Below are 18,325 nucleotides of genomic sequence, written 5' to 3'. Positions count from 1 at the left end.
CGATTTACAAATTATTCATTATAGCTATGAACAAACATATATATTCATTTTTATTTGTATTGGGAATACTATTTTCCTTTTCTAACAAAGCAACAGCTCAACTTTATTTTCCTCCATCTGATTTTAGTCAGTATATGGACTGGGTAGATTATGATAAAGAATATTACAAAATTACCATTAATGAAGATGGTTTGTATAGAATTAATTTTCAAGAACTTATAGATGCAGGTATTCCTAGTTCTATTGATCCTAGCCGTCTTCAAATGTATTATCATGGAAAAGAAATTCCAATAAAAGTAGAAGGAGAAGCAGATGGGCGTTTGGATTCATTAGATTATGTAGAGTTTTATGGAAAAAGAAGAGATAGCGAACATGATAAGCTACTCTTTCCAGATCCAACTAAGCGTACAGTTGAAAGCCATTCATTATATGGAAATACATCTGTTTATTTTCTTACTTATACAAGAGTTTCTGAGCAGGGCTTACGTACTCAAAAATATTATCAGCAGAATACAGATACACTCGCTGCTGAACGTTTTCATATTCAAGAAACAAGAAGGGCATTCACTACCGATTATACTTTTGGACCTCTTTATCCACTAAGTTTTACTTCTACTAATGGAAGAGGCTGTTTAGTGAGTGATTGGGAAGAAGGAAAAGGATTTGCAAGTGTAATGCTCACAAGTGGACAAAACAATCCTCGTCGTATTGACAATCTACCTGTTAGAAATTATGTAGGAGATAGTTTGGTAGAAGCAGAAGTAGGAATGAGAATTGTTGGGCGTATGAATCAACCTAATAAAGTACGATTAGTCTATGAAATGAACTCAATTAGAAGAGTAATTGATGAGGTAGATTTTGAGAATTATCAAGTAGTAGAGCGTTCTGAATCAATACCTGATTCTCTGGGTGTTTTTCAAGATGGAACTGTTACAACTATCACAGAAGATTTATATAGCGTGTCTGGAAGAGGTAGAATAGCCTATTGTGAAGGTTGGGTAAAATATCCACAAGCTACTCGCATGAATGGAGAAAGCACTAAAAGATTCAATTTACAAGCTAACCTACTAGGTAAATCTTATCTTGAAATAGAAAATCCTACTTCACAGGTTCGCTTTTTTGATATTACTAATCCTCAAAATGTAATAGAAATTCAAGCAGATAGTGTAGAAAATAAAAGAACGATGATTGTTCCTAATACAGGTCAAGAAAGAGTTATTTATGCTTCGGCTGCTATAAAAACTGTTTCTTTAGCTTCAATAACAAAGGCTAACTTCAGACCTATAACTACATTAGATGCAGATTATATTATTCTTACAGCAAAAAATCTAAGAGAAGGTTTTGGAGATTATCCTGATGTTGCACAAGCGTACGCAGATTATCGTGCGAGTCAAGAAGGAGGTAGTTATACACCTCTTATTGTAGAAATAGATCAACTCTATAATATTTTTTCTTATGGCGAAACAAGCCCACTTTCTATTCGTCGTTTTGCAAATTATATGCTGACAAATGGAGACCCTAAATTTTTATTTATTTTAGGAAAAAGCACAGGAATACTCATTACAAATCCTAATAGTAATAGTATTTTACCTTATGGATTACCAGGGTCTGACAATATGCTTACAGCAGGAATAAAAAATGGAAGTTTAGAACCTGCACTCGCAACAGCACGTCTTTCTGCCATTAGCCCAAAACAAGTGATTGATTATCTCAACAAAGTAAAAGAACACGAAACCATTGAAGGCGACCAAAGCTGGAGGAAAAGATTATTACACCTCAGTGGAGGTTATTCTCCATCCGAACATGCTAGTTTTAAAAGGTATGTAGAAGGTTTTGAAAGTATTGCAGAAGGACAATATTTAGGGGCAGAAGTAAAGACGCTTTCTAAAAAAACAACTGATTTTGTTGAATTTATTGATATTTCGGAAGAAGTAAATGAAGGACTTTCTCTTATTACTTTTTTCGGACACGCAGGTGTGAACTTTACAGATATAGAAGTAGGAAAGGCTAGTGATTCTCGCTTAGGTTATGCAAATAAAGGAAAATATCCAATGCTACTTGTAAATGGATGTGGAACAGGAAATCCATATGGCGCACAACCTTCTTTAGCAGAAGATTGGACACTTACAGCAGATAAAGGAGCAATTCTTTTTCTTTCTCATGGAGAGCTTGGTTTTAGTGGGCAGCTTCGTCTTTATACACAAACTTTTTATGAAGATGCTTTTACAAAAAAAGAAAATCTAAACCTTCCAATAGGCGAAGTAATGCAAAAAATGCTTCGTACATATATGGCAAGAAATGGATTTCAAAACGAAATTGCACGAGCTGCTGCACAACAAATTACGTTACACGGCGACCCTGCAGTTCGTCTTGTTCCTATCACTCAGCCAGATTACATGATAAATAATTCTCGTGTTAGTCTTGTAGCTGCAGAAAATGAAACTGTTGTAAATGCAAATAGTGATAAATTTAGAATAAAGATTGCAGCTAAGAATTTAGGAATTATGGATTTTGATAACAAAAGAATAAGTCTTCGTGTCAGAAGAACATTTCCTGATGGAACAGCCGATTTTTATGCCGTCAGAGATTACCCTTCTATTGCAAATGAAGACACTCTTTATTATGATATTTCGGTAGCAGAAAGTATGAAAGCAAAATCTATTGGTCTTAACAAATTTGAAGTCTATTTAGATTTTTTTGAAGAAATAGCAGAATCAGATGAAACAAATAACTATGCTTCTTTTGAGTATTTTATGCAACGTGGTACGATGATTACACTTGCACCTAAAGAATACAGTATCGTAAATTCTAATTCGCCAACACTTATTGCCCAAAACAACAATCCATTTACAGAGGTAAGAAGCTATGAATACGAACTTGATACCACTCATCTATTCAATAGTAGTGCAAAAAAATCAATTGTATTACAAGATTATATCACAACGGAATGGAACGTAAATCTACCTGTTTTGAGAGATAGTACGGTGTATTATTGGCGTGTTCGTTATGCCGAACCAGAAGGAGACGATAATCCAGAATGGGCGACTTCCTCTTTTATTTATATCAGTAATAGTCCTGCTGGGTGGTCTCAAAGTCATGTAGGGCAATTTGAAGAAGCTACTTTTGAAGGAGTTAGCTATACAGAACAATCTCGCAAATGGGAATTCAAACCTTATGAGCTTAACTTTGAGATACAAGCAGCAGGAGCAACCTCTTCCGAAAAAGGAAATTATTTTATCAAAATGAATGGGGTTGAGCTAGTAAACGGAGATTGTTATGATGACAGGGTAATTGGAGTTGTGATAGATGACCGTACAGGAACTATCTACAACCCTTATCCCAATGAAGCTTGTGGTTCTTCTCTTACAGCGACTGGTATTCCTGCTATCTTTTTTGGTGTTGATCAAATGAACGATTACTTTGATAATATCAGAGATGGAAGTTATGTTATTATGATGAACTCAGTATTGATGGGAAGAGAAGGAAGAAATTTGGGTAGATTAGCTAGTTTGGGGCTTTCAGACGAACAGTTTGCTCGTCTTAGAGCTATGCGTAATCGCTCTGCTTTTGTAGTGGTGGGAAGAAAAGGAGCAGCCAAAGGAACAGCTTTGATAGTTAATATTCAAGGTAGTACGTCAGTCATCAATGAAAACTTTACTATTTCTGGGCGTTCTGATAAAGGAATCGTAACTTCTTCTTTGATTGGTCCTGCTGCCGATTGGGGAAATATGTTTAGAAAAGTACGTGAAAGTGGAAACGATAAATGGAAAATAGATGTTTTGGGCGAAAGTTTTACAGGCTTCCAAACTACTCTTGCTCAAGATGTAACTCAAGATAATTTTCAACTTAGTCAGATAGATGCAAATCAATATCCGTATTTGAGATTACGTGCAACACTTAGTGATTCTATCGAAAAAACATCGCCACAATTAGACCGTTGGCAGGTAATTTATAGAGAAGTTCCTGAAGGGATTTTATTGTATGATACGCTTTCTTATCGCCAAAATTCAAATCTTCAAGTTTCGGCAGGTGATTCGGTGGATATTCGCTTTCGTTTCCGTAATATTTCGGGTAATGATTTTACAGACCCTTTAGTTGTTCGTTATACCGTCAGAAATACACAAACAGGAGTTACGACAGAATCCTATGATACATTAAGCTCTTTGGCTAGAAATGAAGAACTTCTGTTTGATGCAAAATTCTATTCCTTGGAGTATTTCGGAGATAATTTATTAACTGTCTTTATGAATCCAAGAATACAGGGCGAACAGCTCTATGACAACAATATCTTACAAGCCAATTTTACAGTAATTCCTGATAATGTAAATCCAGTTTTAGATGTTGCCTTTGATGGAATAAAGATTATGGACGGAGATGTAATTTCTCCTACTCCTCTTATTTCTATTCAATTGCGTGATGAAAATAAATTTTTGGTACGACAAGATACTGTTGGAATAAATCTTTATTTGAGCAAGTGTGATAGTTGTGAGCGAGTAAGACTGAATTATGACGGACAGAATGTAAATTATTTTGCTTCACAGGATAATAATTTCCGTTTAGAATATCGTCCAGAACGTTTGGAAGATGGAAAATATACCCTTTCAGTAGATGCTCAAGATGAAAGTGGAAACAAAGCAGGAGCAGAAGAATATAAAGTCAATTTTGAGGTAATCAATAAATCAACGCTGACACATTTCTATCCTTATCCAAATCCATTTTCTACCAAAATGCACTTTGTCTTTACACTCACAGGCGCAGATGTTCCTGATGATATTCGTATTCAGATTATGACCATTACAGGGAAAATAGTCAGAACGATTACCAAAGATGAGCTAGGAGCAATACGGATTGGAGATAACGTTTCTGATTTTACGTGGGACGGAACAGATGAGTATGGCGACAAACTCGCTAACGGTGTTTATCTTTATAAAGTAGATATTCGTGATAACCAGCTCAACTTCGAACACAGAGAAACAGCAAAAGATGATTTGTTTAAGAAAAATATAGGCAAAATTTATATTATGAGATAATCTGAAATTCATATTTGAGACAAAAAAAGCACAGAATATAAGTTCTGTGCTTTTTTGTTGTTCTTCTGTTTGAAAGCGAAAATAGACTTATAAAAAACCTTCATTTTGCAGGGCTTGTCCATTTATTGCCTTTTATCCTAAAACGCCAAGGCAAATCTTTATCTTCCTCTGCATAATCTATATTGACACGAGCAGATGCAATAATTTGATTCTCTTCAATTATCTCTTTTCTATCTTCTATCCAAATACGATTTTCTCTCAAAGATTGTCCATAGTCTGAAAGTTCTATTCCCATCGCAATAGATAGTATTCCAGGACCTGCTGTAAGATTTCGTTTTAGCTTTAAACTGCCATCTTCATTTTTTATTTGTTCCATTTTTCTGCGTTCTAACATTGTTTCTATCCCTTCAATTGGCTCAACAGCACGGATCAAAACAGCATCAGCTTTTCCATACTCGTTCGTTACGATATTGAAAAGTTTGTACATTCCATAAACGAGATAAACATACGCTACGCCACCTTCTTCAAACATAATTTTGGTGCGCTTCGTCTTTTTGTTCAGATGTGCATGACAGGCTTTATCAGTTTGCCCACAATAAGCCTCTGTTTCGACAATTTTTCCGATAGTGATTTTGTCATCTATATCAGTTACCAAATATTTCCCTAAAAGTTCTCTTGCAATCTGAACAACATCAGAACGAGTATAAAATGATTTTGAAAGTTTTTGAAAATTAGACATAAATAAAAGGTAGTATAAAATGAATGGTTTTAACTTTTTTCAATAATCCAAAAAACACATAATTTGTTAGAAGCTAAATAAATATATGATTTTTTCGCTTTTTAATTGACTAAAACAAATAATTTTCAAATAAATGAAAAAACATTCAGCTAAAAATTGTAAGTGAATAAATATTCATTTACCTTTGTATCATCAATTAGAAAATAACAAAAACAATAATGGCAAGAGCTAGAGATGAAAACAAAGTAATGGCAATCTATGAAGCAACTCTAAAATTAGTTTTGGAAAATGGCTTTACAGGACTGAAAATGAGCAAGGTAGCTAAAGAAGCAAAATTAGCAACGGGTACTTTGTATATTTATTTCAAAGATAAAGAAGAACTCATTAGTGTGCTGTATCTTTATATAAAAAAAGAACAAACCAAACAGTATTTTTTGGATTATAACGAAAAAGATAGCTTTATGGCAAACTTTCGCAAACTTTGGCTTAAAGTAATGGAAGTAAACACCAAAAACCCAGAATATAGTATTTTCACAGACCAATATTATCGTTCGCCATTTATAAAAGAAGAATACAGAGCACATGCAGAAGAGCTTATTTCTCCTATCTATCATCTTTTGGAAAGAGGAAAATCAGAAGAACTCATTAAAGATTTGCCTTTAGAACTTCTTGTTTGTCAGCTTATTGGCGTAATAAATCAGCTTGTGAATTTACAACAAGAAACAAAAAAGAATCTATCCCAAAACGAAGTAGAGGCTATGTTTAAGATGTCTTGGGATGCTATCAAAAACTAACTCTATTTTTTATTTATTTAATGAATACTTATTCACTTTTAAAATCATTTAAACTCTCAAAATTAAACACTTCATTATGAAAAAGACTATTTTAATCACAGGCGCATCAACAGGAATCGGAAGAGAAGCAGCTCTTTATTTTGCAGAAAAAGGCTGGAATGTAGCAGCAACAATGCGTACTCCTTCAAAAGAAACTGAACTGCAAAAAAATACTTCTATTAAACTCTATGAGCTAGATGTAACTAAAAATGAAACTATTGAAACAGCTCTAGCTTCTGCAAAAAAAGATTTTGGAAAAATAGATGTCGTAGTAAATAACGCAGGTTTTGGAGCAGATGGAGTTTTTGAATCGATGAGTGATGAGTTTATTGAAAGTCAGTTTAATACTAATGTTTTTGGCTTGATGCGAGTTACTCGTGAGGCTGTCAAACTTATGCGTGAGCAAAATGGAGGCAAAATTATTCAGATTGCTAGTGTGGGTGGACGTGTTGCTTTTCCATTGTACAGCATTTATCACGCTACAAAATGGGCTGTTGAAGGTTTTACAGAATCCTTGCAGTATGAAGTAGCTCAATTTAATATCCAACTCAAAATCATCGAACCAGGAGCGATCAAAACTGATTTTTATGGGCGTAGTCGTGCTTTTAGTGCGCCAGATTATACAGATGCCTATGATAATTTTGTAGAGAAATGTGAAAAAGTAGCTATGGAAGCAGGAGCAAAAGGAGCAGATTCGATAGAAGTAGCCAAAACGATTTTTAAAGCTGCCAATAGTAATTCAAGCAAAATGCGTTATCCAATTGCTTACCCTGCTAATGTACTTCTACCTGCTAAAAGACTTCTGCCAGAAACAGCTTTCTATTCTTTGGTAAAATCTTCTTATAAAATCTAGCATACTACTAGACATTTTCCTTTTGACCTCCCCCAGCCCCTCCGAAGGAGGGGAGAAATACCATTCAAAGTCCCTTCTTCGGAGGGATTTAGGGAGGTCGCATTTTTTTGTTTAGTAGTATAAAAATCTAGTCATTCCAAGCTCTTACCTTTACTTTTGTTCATCAGAAAACATAGAAAATGACACCTTTTGTACAAGATTATTTCAATGCCGAACGCTTCGAAAGTTTGTTTTTTATGGGCGTAGGCGTTATTGCTATGGCTATTTCTCTCTATTTTATCTTTGTAATGAAAAAACCATTTTTTTATGGAATGGCAATTTCTCTTATTTTTGTTGGACTGATTCAGCTTGTTGTCGGAGCAACAATTTTTGTACGCTCTCCCAAAGACATCACAAGAGTAGAAAATATCCTTACAAAAGAACCAAAGCGAATCCAAAATGAAGAAGTTCCACGCATGAAAACGGTTATGAAAAGTTTTGTAACGTATCGTTATGTAGAAATTAGTTTGGCTGTTTTGGGGCTTATTCTTTATTTTGTTTTTGCTTCTCAAAACATTTTTGGTAGTTTTTCCAATGAATTATTGAAAGGCTTAGGCTTAGGATTGGCTATTCAGGCTATTTTGATGCTGGGTTTAGATTTTTTTGCAGAAAAAAGAGGAAGTGAATATTTAGAAAATCTCATTGAATTAGAAAAAAATAATTAAAGTACAATATTTATTTATGCAACATCAATATTTTGTTTCTGCTATCGGAACAGACAGTGGAAAAACAGTAGTAAGTGCAATTTTGGTAGAAGCTCTAAAGGCGCATTATTGGAAACCCATACAAGCAGGTTTGCCAAAAGATACTGACCAAGTAAAAAATCTAGTTTCGAATACAGAAAGTATTTTTTTGAAAGAACGTTTTTGTCTGACTGCGCCTATGTCGCCTCACGCTGCTGCCAAGATTGATAATATAAAGATTGATTTATCAGATTTTGAAATTCCAAAAGAAGGTAAAAACAAAAATCTGATTGTTGAAGGTGCAGGAGGATTGTTTGTTCCAATAAATGACGGACAAAATGGAAAAGCTGATTATGTAATTGATTTAATTGAAGAACTAAATCTACCTCTCATTTTGGTTTGTAATCTTTATTTGGGAAGTATAAATCATTCTATTTTGAGCTTAGAAGCTATCAAGAACAGAAATATAAAGTTAAAAGGAATCATTTTTAATGGAGAATCAAATCCAACATCTGAACAGATTATTGAAGATTACATTATTCATCAATTAAACTCTAAAGTTCTCTTACGAATAAAACAAGAAGAGAAAGTTACAAAAGAGGTTATTAAAAAATATACACAACAAATTGTGTGGTAAAACTTTATTTTTTTCTATTCTGAAAAAACTATCCTTCTATTTTGAAAAAATAAAATAGCTTTGATAATAATTGAAAAAATAAAATAGGCGTTTGTATGCTTTAAAAGGCATTTTTAAATAAAAACAAACTATACCTTAGTATTTTTTGGCATTGGCAACAGAATTGAAATATATAAGTCAAGTAAGTAAGTAGTAAAATAAAACAGGTTCTCAAAGTAACTGATTTGTAAGCTATGATTTTAGTAGGAAATCATGACAAGCAAAAATTTTTCACAGTAACTTTATTTTTTTAGAACCAAAACAGAAAGTAAAATCAGAATAATCAGTAGTTTGTTTTCATTAACCGATAATGAATATTTTTTGCAACTGCTCATTTTTAAGTTATTCAGTCATAACTTTCTAAAAGACAAAAAATCCCTTTTTATGTAAAAAAGGGATTTTTATTTTGTCTAAATTCTAAAAAATAAGAATCAAAAAACTGTTTAGCAATTTTCTACCAAATAACGATTTGTTTTTCTCTACGCATTTTATCTCCTTCTTTTACATCAAAAGCTGTAAAGAATGGGTCAAAATTACTCAAAGGACCATTTGCACGAAACATTCCTGGTGAGTGATAATCTGTTTCAATTCGGTTACGAAGTTCATCATCTGTAAAGTTTACACGCCAAATTTGCGCCCAACTGATAAAGAAACGTTGTTCTGGTGTAAATCCATCTTCATTTTCTGGTTTGCCATCTCTTGCCCACGCCTTTTGAAGCGCATCATAAGCAACAGCCATTCCACCCAAATCAGCAATATTTTCACCTAAAGTAGCATCTCCTTTCACATTAATATCTTCCAAAACTGTGTACTCGCTGTATTGATTAACAAGTGAAGTTGTACGCTCTTTAAATTGTGATTTGTCTGTGTCTGTCCACCAATTATTCATATTTCCTTCTGCGTCGTACTGACTCCCTTGGTCGTCAAAACCGTGAGAAATTTCGTGTCCGATAACTGCACCAATTCCACCATAGTTCACAGCATCATCAGCATATTCGCTAAAGAAAGGAGGTTGAAGGATTCCAGCAGGAAATACAATTTCATTGCTTGTTGGGCTGTAATAGGCATTTACAGTAGAAGGTGTCATGTGCCATTCTGACTTATCAACAGGCTTTCCTACTTTATTTAAGTTGTCTTTTAGCCACCAAGCACTAGCATTCATAAAGTTTTGAGCATAATTATCTTCTGAAAGCTCAAGACCTTCATAGGTTTTCCACGTATCAGGATAACCTATTTTTGTAGTGATAGCAGAAAGTTTTGTGAGTGCTTGTTTTTTGGTTTCTTCTCCCATCCATTCTAAGCCTTTTATATGGTCTTCAAAACTTGCACGAACATCTTTTATCATGATTTCTGCACGTTCTTTTGCCTTCGGACTAAATGCTTCTTTTACATAAAGCTGCCCCAATGAATGACCTACACTTCTATCAATTACATTCAAGACAAGTTTCCAACGCTCTTGCATTTCATTTTGTCCACGCATTGTTTTGTTGTAGAAATCAAATGCTTCTTGCTCAAACTCTTTATTCAAGAAATTAGCAAAACTACTTGCCAATTGATACTTTTGATAATCTTTAAGAGCATCTAAAGAATTAGCTTTCAAAACTTTACTTAATCCTGTAAAAAATTCAGGTGTTCCTAAAATTACATTTTCTATGCTTTCGATATTCGGAACGCCAACATCAGACAGATGCGCTTTCCAATCTACATTTGGAGAAAGTTTTTGAAGCTCTGCAAAGCTCATTTTATTATAATTTTTTTCTGAATCTCTGCGCTCTGCTGGTGTACGAGAAACTTTAGCTAGTGCCGTTTCAATGGCTACTACATTTTTTGCTTTTTTTGCTGCTGTTTCTTCATCTTCTCCCATCAAAACAAACATATTAGAAACATGCTTTTCGAAAGCATTTAATTTTTCTTTAAGGTCTGCAACCTCGTAATATGATTTTGGAAGAGAAGTCCCACCTTGATTAAGATAAAGAGCATTTGTCGAACTGTTTTTTTCATCAGCAGTTACATACATACTAAACAAGCCCCCTGCAACAGACTTTTGGTCTGCCGAAACTTTCAAAAACTCCTCTAAAGTAGTCGCTTTATTAATTGCTTCTACATAAGGAAGCATAGGGTTCATGCCCATTTCTTCACGCTTTTCTTCATTCATTCCACTTTTGTAAAGCATTGCCACATGTCCTTCAGCAGATGTAGGCGAAACAGAAGTATTGTTTGCTGCATTTTCAGCAACTCGTTTCAAAATTTCTCTATTTCTTTCTAAAATTTCACTAAAACTTGTCCAACGAGTTTCAGAGGCAGGAATAGGATTGTTTTTGAGCCAACTTCCATTGACAAACATAAAAAAGTCGTCTTGAGGACGAACAGTGGTGTCAAAATTAGCTAAATCAATAGCCAAATAATCAGTTGGTCTGTTGTCTGTTGCTACTTCTTCTGTTGCTTCAGTAGCAGTAGATTTCTTTGGTTCATTGCAAGAAGTTAGACCCAATCCGATAGTCAGACCAAGCGTAACAGCTCCAATTTTGTAGATAGAATGTTTCATAAATTTGAAATAGGGATAAAATGTTTGTGTATGGCTAGTTTAAGTTAAATATCATAGCAAGATACATAATTCAGAAACTGTCCAAAAAATAGCCATGAAGTTTTAAAGAATATTAGTAAAATATCCTAACTACTTTTGTTTTTTTATGGAAATAAATCACAAATAACTACTCTATGGATTGAATAACTTTAAAAATTTCTGAGGCAATTCATCTTCTATAGAAATAATTTCTTTTGTAAATGGATGAACAAATTCTAAACGATAAGCGTGTAGATAAATTCCCTTGCCATTCAAAATAAGATTTTCAATTCCATAATCTTTATCTCCCAAAATTGGATTTCCTATACTTGCTAAATGCACTCTGAGTTGATGTCTTCTTCCTGTTTTGGGTTCTAATTTTACCAAATTCAGAAACTCAAATCGTTCTGACTTTACAGATTTGATAATTTGATAATCTGATTGTGCTTCTTTTTTATCCACTTCTGTCTTTATTATTCCTCCTAACTCCTTCATTTTTCCAATCGAAACAGCATAATACATTTTTTCTATTTCCTTATTTTCAAATAATTTATTCAAAGCACGAATACTACTCGCCGTTTTTCCAACAAGCAAAACTCCTGTTGTTCCATAATCTAGGCGATGAACAGGCTGAGGAATAGTAGAATCATCAAGATTACTCTTTTTTAGGTTTTGAGGAAGCGCATTTGCAATCGTTTTGAAACTATTCCCACTTACTAAAATACCAGCAGGTTTGTGAATAATTGCCAAATATTCATCTTCAAAAAGAACTTTTAAAGGAAAAATAAACTCTCTTTTTGGCTTTTCTTCTTTTGGAATCGATAAAACAATTATTTCTCCACCATTTATGAAAGTAGCTGTCGTGGCAGGTTTATTATTGACTGTAATGTAATTTTTCTTTAATGCTTTTTTCCAAGCTGATTTAGTAGAAACTAAAGCAAAAATACCTACTCCATATTCTTGTAAGCGAATAGGAGAAGTTAGTTTTTGTGGGACGGTATGGGTTTCGGTAGTGATGGTTGTTTTTTTAATAAAAATATAAATCTGAAATCATAACTTCTTTACTTTCAGAATCTGATTTTGTAATGTAAATGGCAATGGTTTCTATATGGGTAGAGTATCCTGCTTTTCTATGAATATTTCTTAGCTCTTGTTCAAAGGTTTCTTCAAATGGACTTTGAGCAACTTCAAAAATATTAGGTATTTCATAAAACCACTTCGGAGTTTCTAAATTTATGAAATTAGAATAGAATCCTTTTCTATTTGGTCGCCAGTTGAATGTTTGTAGCAGAAAATCATTTGCTTTTATTTGAAGCGTTTTAATTTTTGGACTTGAAATAAAATTTTCTTCTGAAGAATAATCTCCATTCATAATGAAAACACTTCTTGGGTTTAGTGGATAGGGGTATTTAGGGTCAAGTTCGTTAGGTTGTGAACGAATTGGAAATTGTACCAAAATCCAATCACCTTCTTTTCCTTTCCAAACAGTATTCAAATCATCATCAATCAAGTAAGTAGCATTTGGACTAGAGGAAACTATTGATATAACTTTTTCTCTTTTTCCACTTCTTTTTGGTAGATAATGACCTTTTACCTTATCGTAATTTCTATATTGTACACTAATAAAACTACGTTCTTTCAAATCAAAATCTTTAGTGTTTAGTCTATAAATACCTGCACTATTTTGTTTTAGATTTTCTAATCCTGTTATCTCATACGTATATTTTTCTCTTTTAAGATTTGATAAGTCTAAGGTTACAGAAAAATCTTGAACAATTCCATCTGACCAGCTACTTGAGGGAAATAAATCATACACAAAGTATCTATCTGTTGCATAAGGTAAAACAGAAAATCCACCAAAACCATCTTCTTTTCTATTCTCTACTGCATATTTAATAACTAATTCTTGTACACTACCTTTTTCAAAACTTAGATTGATTTGATGCCAAAATCTATGAATAGGAACATTTTTAGTTGATGAACCGTCCTTATACATATTTGCTTTATAAGCATTTTCTTGTTTCCAAAAGGAGTATTTTTTTGGTTTTTCATTTACAAATGCTTCAAAGTAATTGATTCTATCATACCCATCTATTAACATACCTTGAGAGTCAAAATGGTCTTTATTATACATATCCACAGGAAAACCATAATGAACAGATTGTGTATTTCCATTATTTTTCAAAACATAAGTAACTTCAATAAACGTAGTATCACTTATGATTTTGATTCTCAAATCTTCTTTCAAAAGTGAAATATCGGCTTTTTGAAGCAAACGGATATTCCCTGTTTTTTTGAAAAAACTCATGTCAATGGGACCTCCATTTGCAAAGGCTAGAGAAGAAGTTTGGAGAAATAAAAGTAAAAGTAGGATTAGGTTTTTCATTTGAAAATCTATTAAATTCATTTTTTATTTAATAAGGCAGACGTGTTCCATACCCTTTTTTATACCTAAAGATATATAAGTCTGAAAGAGCAACTTCATTATTTTCTTTGTCTGACTTCTTTATTTGTATATAAAAAGTGTGGAAATATTCTTGATTTATTTTATCCATCAACCTTATAGCATTTGCATCTTTGCCATAACCCTCAATACAACTCCAAAAATGTTCACCAAAAGGTGTTACCAAATGTTCATATATGGATGTCGTATCAAAATGAGGTAGAAAACAAGCATTCTTTAGTTTAATAGTATTTATGACTGCCTCTTCAAAGTCACTATCAGTAATAGTTGCTCCATTTATTTGAAACAACATTTCCTTTACTGTACCAGCAATATCAAAATTTTCTTTAGAAGAGTAATCTCCATTCAAAAAACCAATTCCCATAGGATATATAATTTTATTATGTGTTTTTCCTTCTTGGTCTTTGAAGGAGATAAATACTTTAGGAAGTTTTATTTTTATCCAGTCACCCTCCTTTCCTTTCCAAACTGTATTTGGGTCATTATCAATCAAATATTCTGCATTTTCAGCTGATGAAGAAATTGATGAAATGGGAAAAAGTTCATATTCTTTCTTCAAAATACCTGCAATTACTCTTCTGTGATTTTTGTAAATAACAGCCAAATAAGAGCGTTTTTTAAGGTCAAAGTTTTTGATTTTCAATGTATAAATGCCATTTGCATTCTTATCTTCTAATTCTTCTAAACCTTCTATTTCATAATTACATTGATGTTTTTTGAGGTCTGACAAATCCATTGTTACAGAGAAATCTTTTACTATTCCGTCTGCCCAACTGCTTGAAGGAAATAAGTCATAAACAAATCGCCTTTCAGAAGGCGTAGGAATAAAACCAAAACCATAATAATAATCACTTCTATAATTTTGAACAGCATATTTTATAGTTAGAGTCTGTGTAGTTTCTTTTTCAAAATCTAATTTTAGGGCATACCATTGTCTGTCTATTTTTTCTATAGAATACTCATTTATTTGTTTGTAATATTGCTTACTTTCATAAGCATCATTTACTCTCCAATACGAATATTTTGCAGGAATATCATTTGTCCAAATATCAAAATCTAAAACGCTTACATACTCATCATCTCTCCAATCGCCTTTATACATATCCACAGGAAAACCATAATAAACAGATTGTGTATTTCCATTATTTTTCAAAAGATAAGTAACTTCAATGAAAGTAGTATCACTTACAATCTTGATTTTCAAATCTTCTTTTAAAAGTGAAATGTCAGCTTTTTGAAGCAGACGAATATTCCCTGTTTTTTTGAAATAGTTTTCATCTACAACACCTCCATTTGCAAAGGCTAAAGAAGAAGTTTGAATTAATAAAAGTAGGATTAGGTTTTTCATTATCATCGTCTTTAATGGTACAAGATGATAACGTCGAAATGTATCAAAAATTTTGTTCTGTTATGTAGCGAATTATTAGCAGTTCTCTAGTTTATTTTTACTTTCCCAGTTTAGAAATCCTCTCAAATTGATAAAGAAAAAGATACTACTTCCAATCAAAATTCCATAGCTATTCATAAAAACCAAACTAACGATTATCCATAAGATATTAGAAGCAATCAGTACAATAAATCCAAATTTATTTTTGTTTCCAATCAAATACATCGCTATTAAACTAAGTGCCATCGCCAACCAATCCAGACCGTAATAATTGAAAATAACAAATACAAGACTAACTAGCTTTGTTGAGAGTGTCATATTCAGGTAATTTAGTAGTGAAGAAATGATTAAAAATAGTTGCGTTTTTTTGGTAGAGTGCCTTGAAAGAAATACCAGTTATCCAAACAGATGCTCCTAAAAGAACTAAATCTTTAATAATAAAACCAGCTCCACCAGCAGGAACAAGCAAACCATCAACTACCTTAAACATAGAAGGCATTGTAAAAAGAAAACTTACTGTAAAAATGAAAGTCAGTGTAGAAACTAATCCACCCAAGAATGATATGATTTTCGATAGAGGAAAGAATGCTATAAAAAGAGCTGCAATAATTTCGATAGTGCCTATGAGATTCGAAACACCTTGTACAGACAGAACATTATAGAGCCAAGACATCAAAGGATGAGAACGAACCAAGCCCTCAATGGCAGCAGCTTCGGTAGGAGTAAATTTAAAAATGCCATACCAAAGTAAAATAAGAGAAACAGAGTAAAGAGAAATATAATTGCCGATGGTATCTAATTTGAATAAGGCTTTCATTGCTTTTGTTGTTTGGAGATTGAAATTAAAAGATTATTTTTTTTATAACTAGTTGGTGACTAAATTTTTTTGATTTATGATAAGACTAAAAACTTGTTTTCAAGCTAGAATAGGTGCTTTTTTCTTGAAAAACTATGGTAAGCGCAGAAATAGTTACAATAATTGCTAGACCAAATAAATTTCCACCATCATTTACATTTATTCCCAAGACAAGCAAGTGAGAAAATATTGCTCCTGCCATCACTCCTAGAGTTCCGATAGCACCATAAAGAGAAGTTTTAGGAACAAGTAAAAGGATTGTCAAGATGAGTTCGATAATTCCTGTTCCTATTCTTCCATACGGTTCTATTCCAAGCCGGGTAAAAATGTGTACTGATTCAGGAGCTGCACCGAATTTGAAGAACAGCGTTTGTAAAAGAATAACAGAAGCAACAAGACGAGGTAACCAATAGATTAAATTTTTTATAGTTAAGAAGCAAAAAGAGAATGAATTTATCTAGGGAAAAGAAATGCTCTTTCCCTAGACAAAATAACTTAGAGACGAGTTAAGCCAACTCTGTTTCAAGAGGTTTTGCAGCAGGAAAATCCACAGGAATTTGAGTAATGTTGTGCAGATAGTTAGAGAAAACTTTATCAGAAACAAGCAATACTAAATCTACAAGTGCTTTTTGGTCATAGCCAGCTTCAAAAAATTGATTTAATAATTCTTGTGAAGGTCTGCCGTGTGTACGCTGAATTTCGGCTGCTAGTGTTGAAATCAGAGTAAGTTTTTTATCTGAATGCGTACCTTGACGAAGCTGAATGGTTTCTTCTTCTGTAAAGCCGTTCATTTTGCCAAGTGCTGTATGAGCAGCAAGACAATAATTACAACCATTGAGCTGCGAAACAGCTAAGAAAACAGCTTCTTTTTCTTTATTTGAGAAGGTACTTTTTGCTTGAGCTTGACCAAGAGCCATAGCAGCAGAAAGTGCATTTGAAGAGTGTCCCATGTAAGCGTAAAGATTTGGAACAGTTCCTAGAGATTTTTTTACACCATCAAAAATTTGTTGTGCTGTTGTATCTACTTCGTTACGAGTTGGGACGTTGAAATTTGGAGTTGCCATAAGAATATATATTTAAAAAAATGAACTTAAAAAGTTGATTAAAAATTGATTTATTAAAAATTTTGAAGAGCAGTTTTGAATGGTTTTGTTTGTCATTCCTTTGTGCGTCTTACACTTTTATAAACGGCAACTTTTTGACTTGCGTTCGTGTAGATAATTCCCTTTGGCTTGTCCATTTTTCCCTAATTTGACTTATTTTGAAGTTTTCAGAGCCTTTCTCTATAAAAAGTAGGTGCTAGTTTGGTCATTCGCTTAAAGAACTTACTAAAATGTGAGTAGTTGTCAAAGCCCAGTTCGAAGGCTATTTCTTTAGTAGTTTTGTCTGTAAATTTTAAAAGGCGTTTGGCTTCTTCTATGATTCTATTTTGAATGATTTTGGAAGGTGTTTGTGAGCTATATTTTGCAAATAGATTAGAAAGTGTTTTGGGAGATTTAAAAAGTTGTTCAGCATAAAACTGTACTTGGTGTTCTTTCTTAAAATTGAGTTCTACTAGCAGGTTGTACTCTCTTATCAAATCTAGTTTAGGATTATTTTGCAAATCATCATCAAGATATTGTTTCCTTGCAATACGAGTAACTTTTATAATCAGTCTTTTTAAAAGCATTCGTAACATCTCCCCTTGAATATCATCTTTCTCATCGTATTCATCCACAAAGACATCATAGAGATTATCAAATTTCTTGCATTTTTCTTCACTTAGTTTTATCAAAAACTGTTCTCGCATTCCATAAAACAAAAAGCCGACACAACTTACTTCTTTATCGTGATCGACGATACAATAAAACTCTCTATTAAATTCCCAAATAATTAAATCTTGAGCAGTCGTAATTTCTACGTGCTGATTTACCATCAAAGGTAAAACAGTATTTTTTTCTAATAAAAAAGGCTCATTATCTATTTTTATAGAATTGTCTTCTCCTCTATTCCAAACCAAAGCATAATTAGGAACACCCTCTAATTCTGATTTCTTTATCCAGCTATTTTCTTTTACAGAAACATCCAAAAAACCATTTACAGAACTATCTAAAGCATTACTTTTTCCTTCAAAATGAAATTTCATAGTGTGTTTTTTCTTTTTAATCGAACATTATCAGCTAGATAAAAATTTTTCCTCTAAAAAAATATTTTTTTTCTCAA

At 32.9% G+C, this 18,325-nt stretch carries 15 protein-coding genes; 5 read left to right on the top strand and 10 right to left on the bottom strand.

Annotated features, from left to right (window positions below; genetic code table 11):
• Window positions 1-26: 26 nt before the first annotated feature.
• Window positions 27-5,030, top strand: a complete 5,004-nt coding sequence (locus WAF17_RS13365; RefSeq protein ID WP_338760314.1) for a C25 family cysteine peptidase — start codon at window positions 27-29, stop codon at window positions 5,028-5,030.
• Window positions 5,031-5,130: 100 nt separating this feature from the next.
• On the opposite strand, the gene WAF17_RS13360 is transcribed toward WAF17_RS13365, so the two are convergent.
• Entirely contained in the window at window positions 5,131-5,769 is a 639-nt protein-coding gene (locus tag WAF17_RS13360) for a DNA-3-methyladenine glycosylase (RefSeq protein ID WP_338760311.1), read from the bottom strand.
• A gap of 218 nt (window positions 5,770-5,987) precedes the next feature.
• Between WAF17_RS13360 and WAF17_RS13355 the strand changes: the two genes are divergently transcribed.
• From WAF17_RS13355 to bioD, 4 genes are all read left to right on the top strand, one after another.
• Window positions 5,988-6,563 (top strand): TetR/AcrR family transcriptional regulator, encoded by a 576-nt coding sequence (locus WAF17_RS13355; RefSeq protein ID WP_338760309.1) that lies wholly within the window; start codon window positions 5,988-5,990, stop codon window positions 6,561-6,563.
• Between the two features lie 76 nt (window positions 6,564-6,639).
• Complete coding sequence (locus tag WAF17_RS13350) at window positions 6,640-7,455, top strand: SDR family oxidoreductase (RefSeq protein ID WP_338760306.1); 816 nt, start codon at window positions 6,640-6,642, stop codon at window positions 7,453-7,455.
• A gap of 179 nt (window positions 7,456-7,634) precedes the next feature.
• Window positions 7,635-8,159 (top strand): hypothetical protein, encoded by a 525-nt coding sequence (locus WAF17_RS13345; RefSeq protein WP_338760304.1) that lies wholly within the window; start codon window positions 7,635-7,637, stop codon window positions 8,157-8,159.
• Window positions 8,160-8,175: 16 nt separating this feature from the next.
• Window positions 8,176-8,814 (top strand): dethiobiotin synthase, encoded by a 639-nt coding sequence (bioD, locus tag WAF17_RS13340; RefSeq protein ID WP_338760301.1) that lies wholly within the window; start codon window positions 8,176-8,178, stop codon window positions 8,812-8,814.
• Window positions 8,815-9,307: 493 nt separating this feature from the next.
• On the opposite strand, the gene WAF17_RS13335 is transcribed toward bioD, so the two are convergent.
• The 9 genes from WAF17_RS13335 to WAF17_RS13295 all read right to left on the bottom strand — a co-directional run bounded on the left by WAF17_RS13335 (window position 9,308) and on the right by WAF17_RS13295 (window position 18,248).
• Complete coding sequence (locus WAF17_RS13335; RefSeq protein ID WP_338760299.1) at window positions 9,308-11,398, bottom strand: M13 family metallopeptidase; 2,091 nt, start codon at window positions 11,396-11,398, stop codon at window positions 9,308-9,310.
• A 171-nt stretch (window positions 11,399-11,569) separates the two neighbouring features.
• Window positions 11,570-12,166, bottom strand: coding sequence for an RluA family pseudouridine synthase (locus WAF17_RS13330; RefSeq protein ID WP_338760296.1), 597 nt, complete (start codon window positions 12,164-12,166; stop codon window positions 11,570-11,572).
• A 277-nt stretch (window positions 12,167-12,443) separates the two neighbouring features.
• Window positions 12,444-13,802: a hypothetical protein gene (locus WAF17_RS13325; RefSeq protein WP_338760293.1), complete on the bottom strand. Its 1,359-nt coding sequence runs from the start codon at window positions 13,800-13,802 to the stop codon at window positions 12,444-12,446.
• A gap of 28 nt (window positions 13,803-13,830) precedes the next feature.
• On the bottom strand, window positions 13,831-15,228 hold the full coding sequence (locus WAF17_RS13320; protein ID WP_338760290.1) for a hypothetical protein: 1,398 nt from the start codon (window positions 15,226-15,228) through the stop codon (window positions 13,831-13,833).
• Between the two features lie 75 nt (window positions 15,229-15,303).
• A complete protein-coding gene (locus tag WAF17_RS13315) occupies window positions 15,304-15,585 on the bottom strand; it encodes a hypothetical protein (RefSeq protein ID WP_338760287.1) in 282 nt (93 codons plus the stop codon).
• Entirely contained in the window at window positions 15,560-16,084 is a 525-nt protein-coding gene (locus WAF17_RS13310) for a DUF417 family protein (RefSeq protein ID WP_338760284.1), read from the bottom strand. The genes WAF17_RS13315 and WAF17_RS13310 overlap by 26 nt, the downstream gene beginning before the upstream one ends.
• Window positions 16,085-16,169: 85 nt before the next feature.
• On the bottom strand, window positions 16,170-16,505 hold the full coding sequence (locus tag WAF17_RS13305) for a DoxX family protein (RefSeq protein WP_338770191.1): 336 nt from the start codon (window positions 16,503-16,505) through the stop codon (window positions 16,170-16,172).
• Window positions 16,506-16,629: 124 nt separating this feature from the next.
• A complete protein-coding gene (locus tag WAF17_RS13300; RefSeq protein WP_338760281.1) occupies window positions 16,630-17,187 on the bottom strand; it encodes a carboxymuconolactone decarboxylase family protein in 558 nt (185 codons plus the stop codon).
• A gap of 206 nt (window positions 17,188-17,393) precedes the next feature.
• Window positions 17,394-18,248 (bottom strand): helix-turn-helix domain-containing protein, encoded by an 855-nt coding sequence (locus WAF17_RS13295; protein WP_338760278.1) that lies wholly within the window; start codon window positions 18,246-18,248, stop codon window positions 17,394-17,396.
• Between the last annotated feature and the right edge of the window lie 77 nt (window positions 18,249-18,325).

This window comes from Bernardetia sp. ABR2-2B (assembly GCF_037126435.1).
Classification (GTDB): Bacteria; Bacteroidota; Bacteroidia; order Cytophagales; family Bernardetiaceae; genus Bernardetia.
The sequence above is the reverse complement of the archived record's forward strand: the minus strand, read 5'-3'. Positions and strand labels throughout refer to the sequence as shown.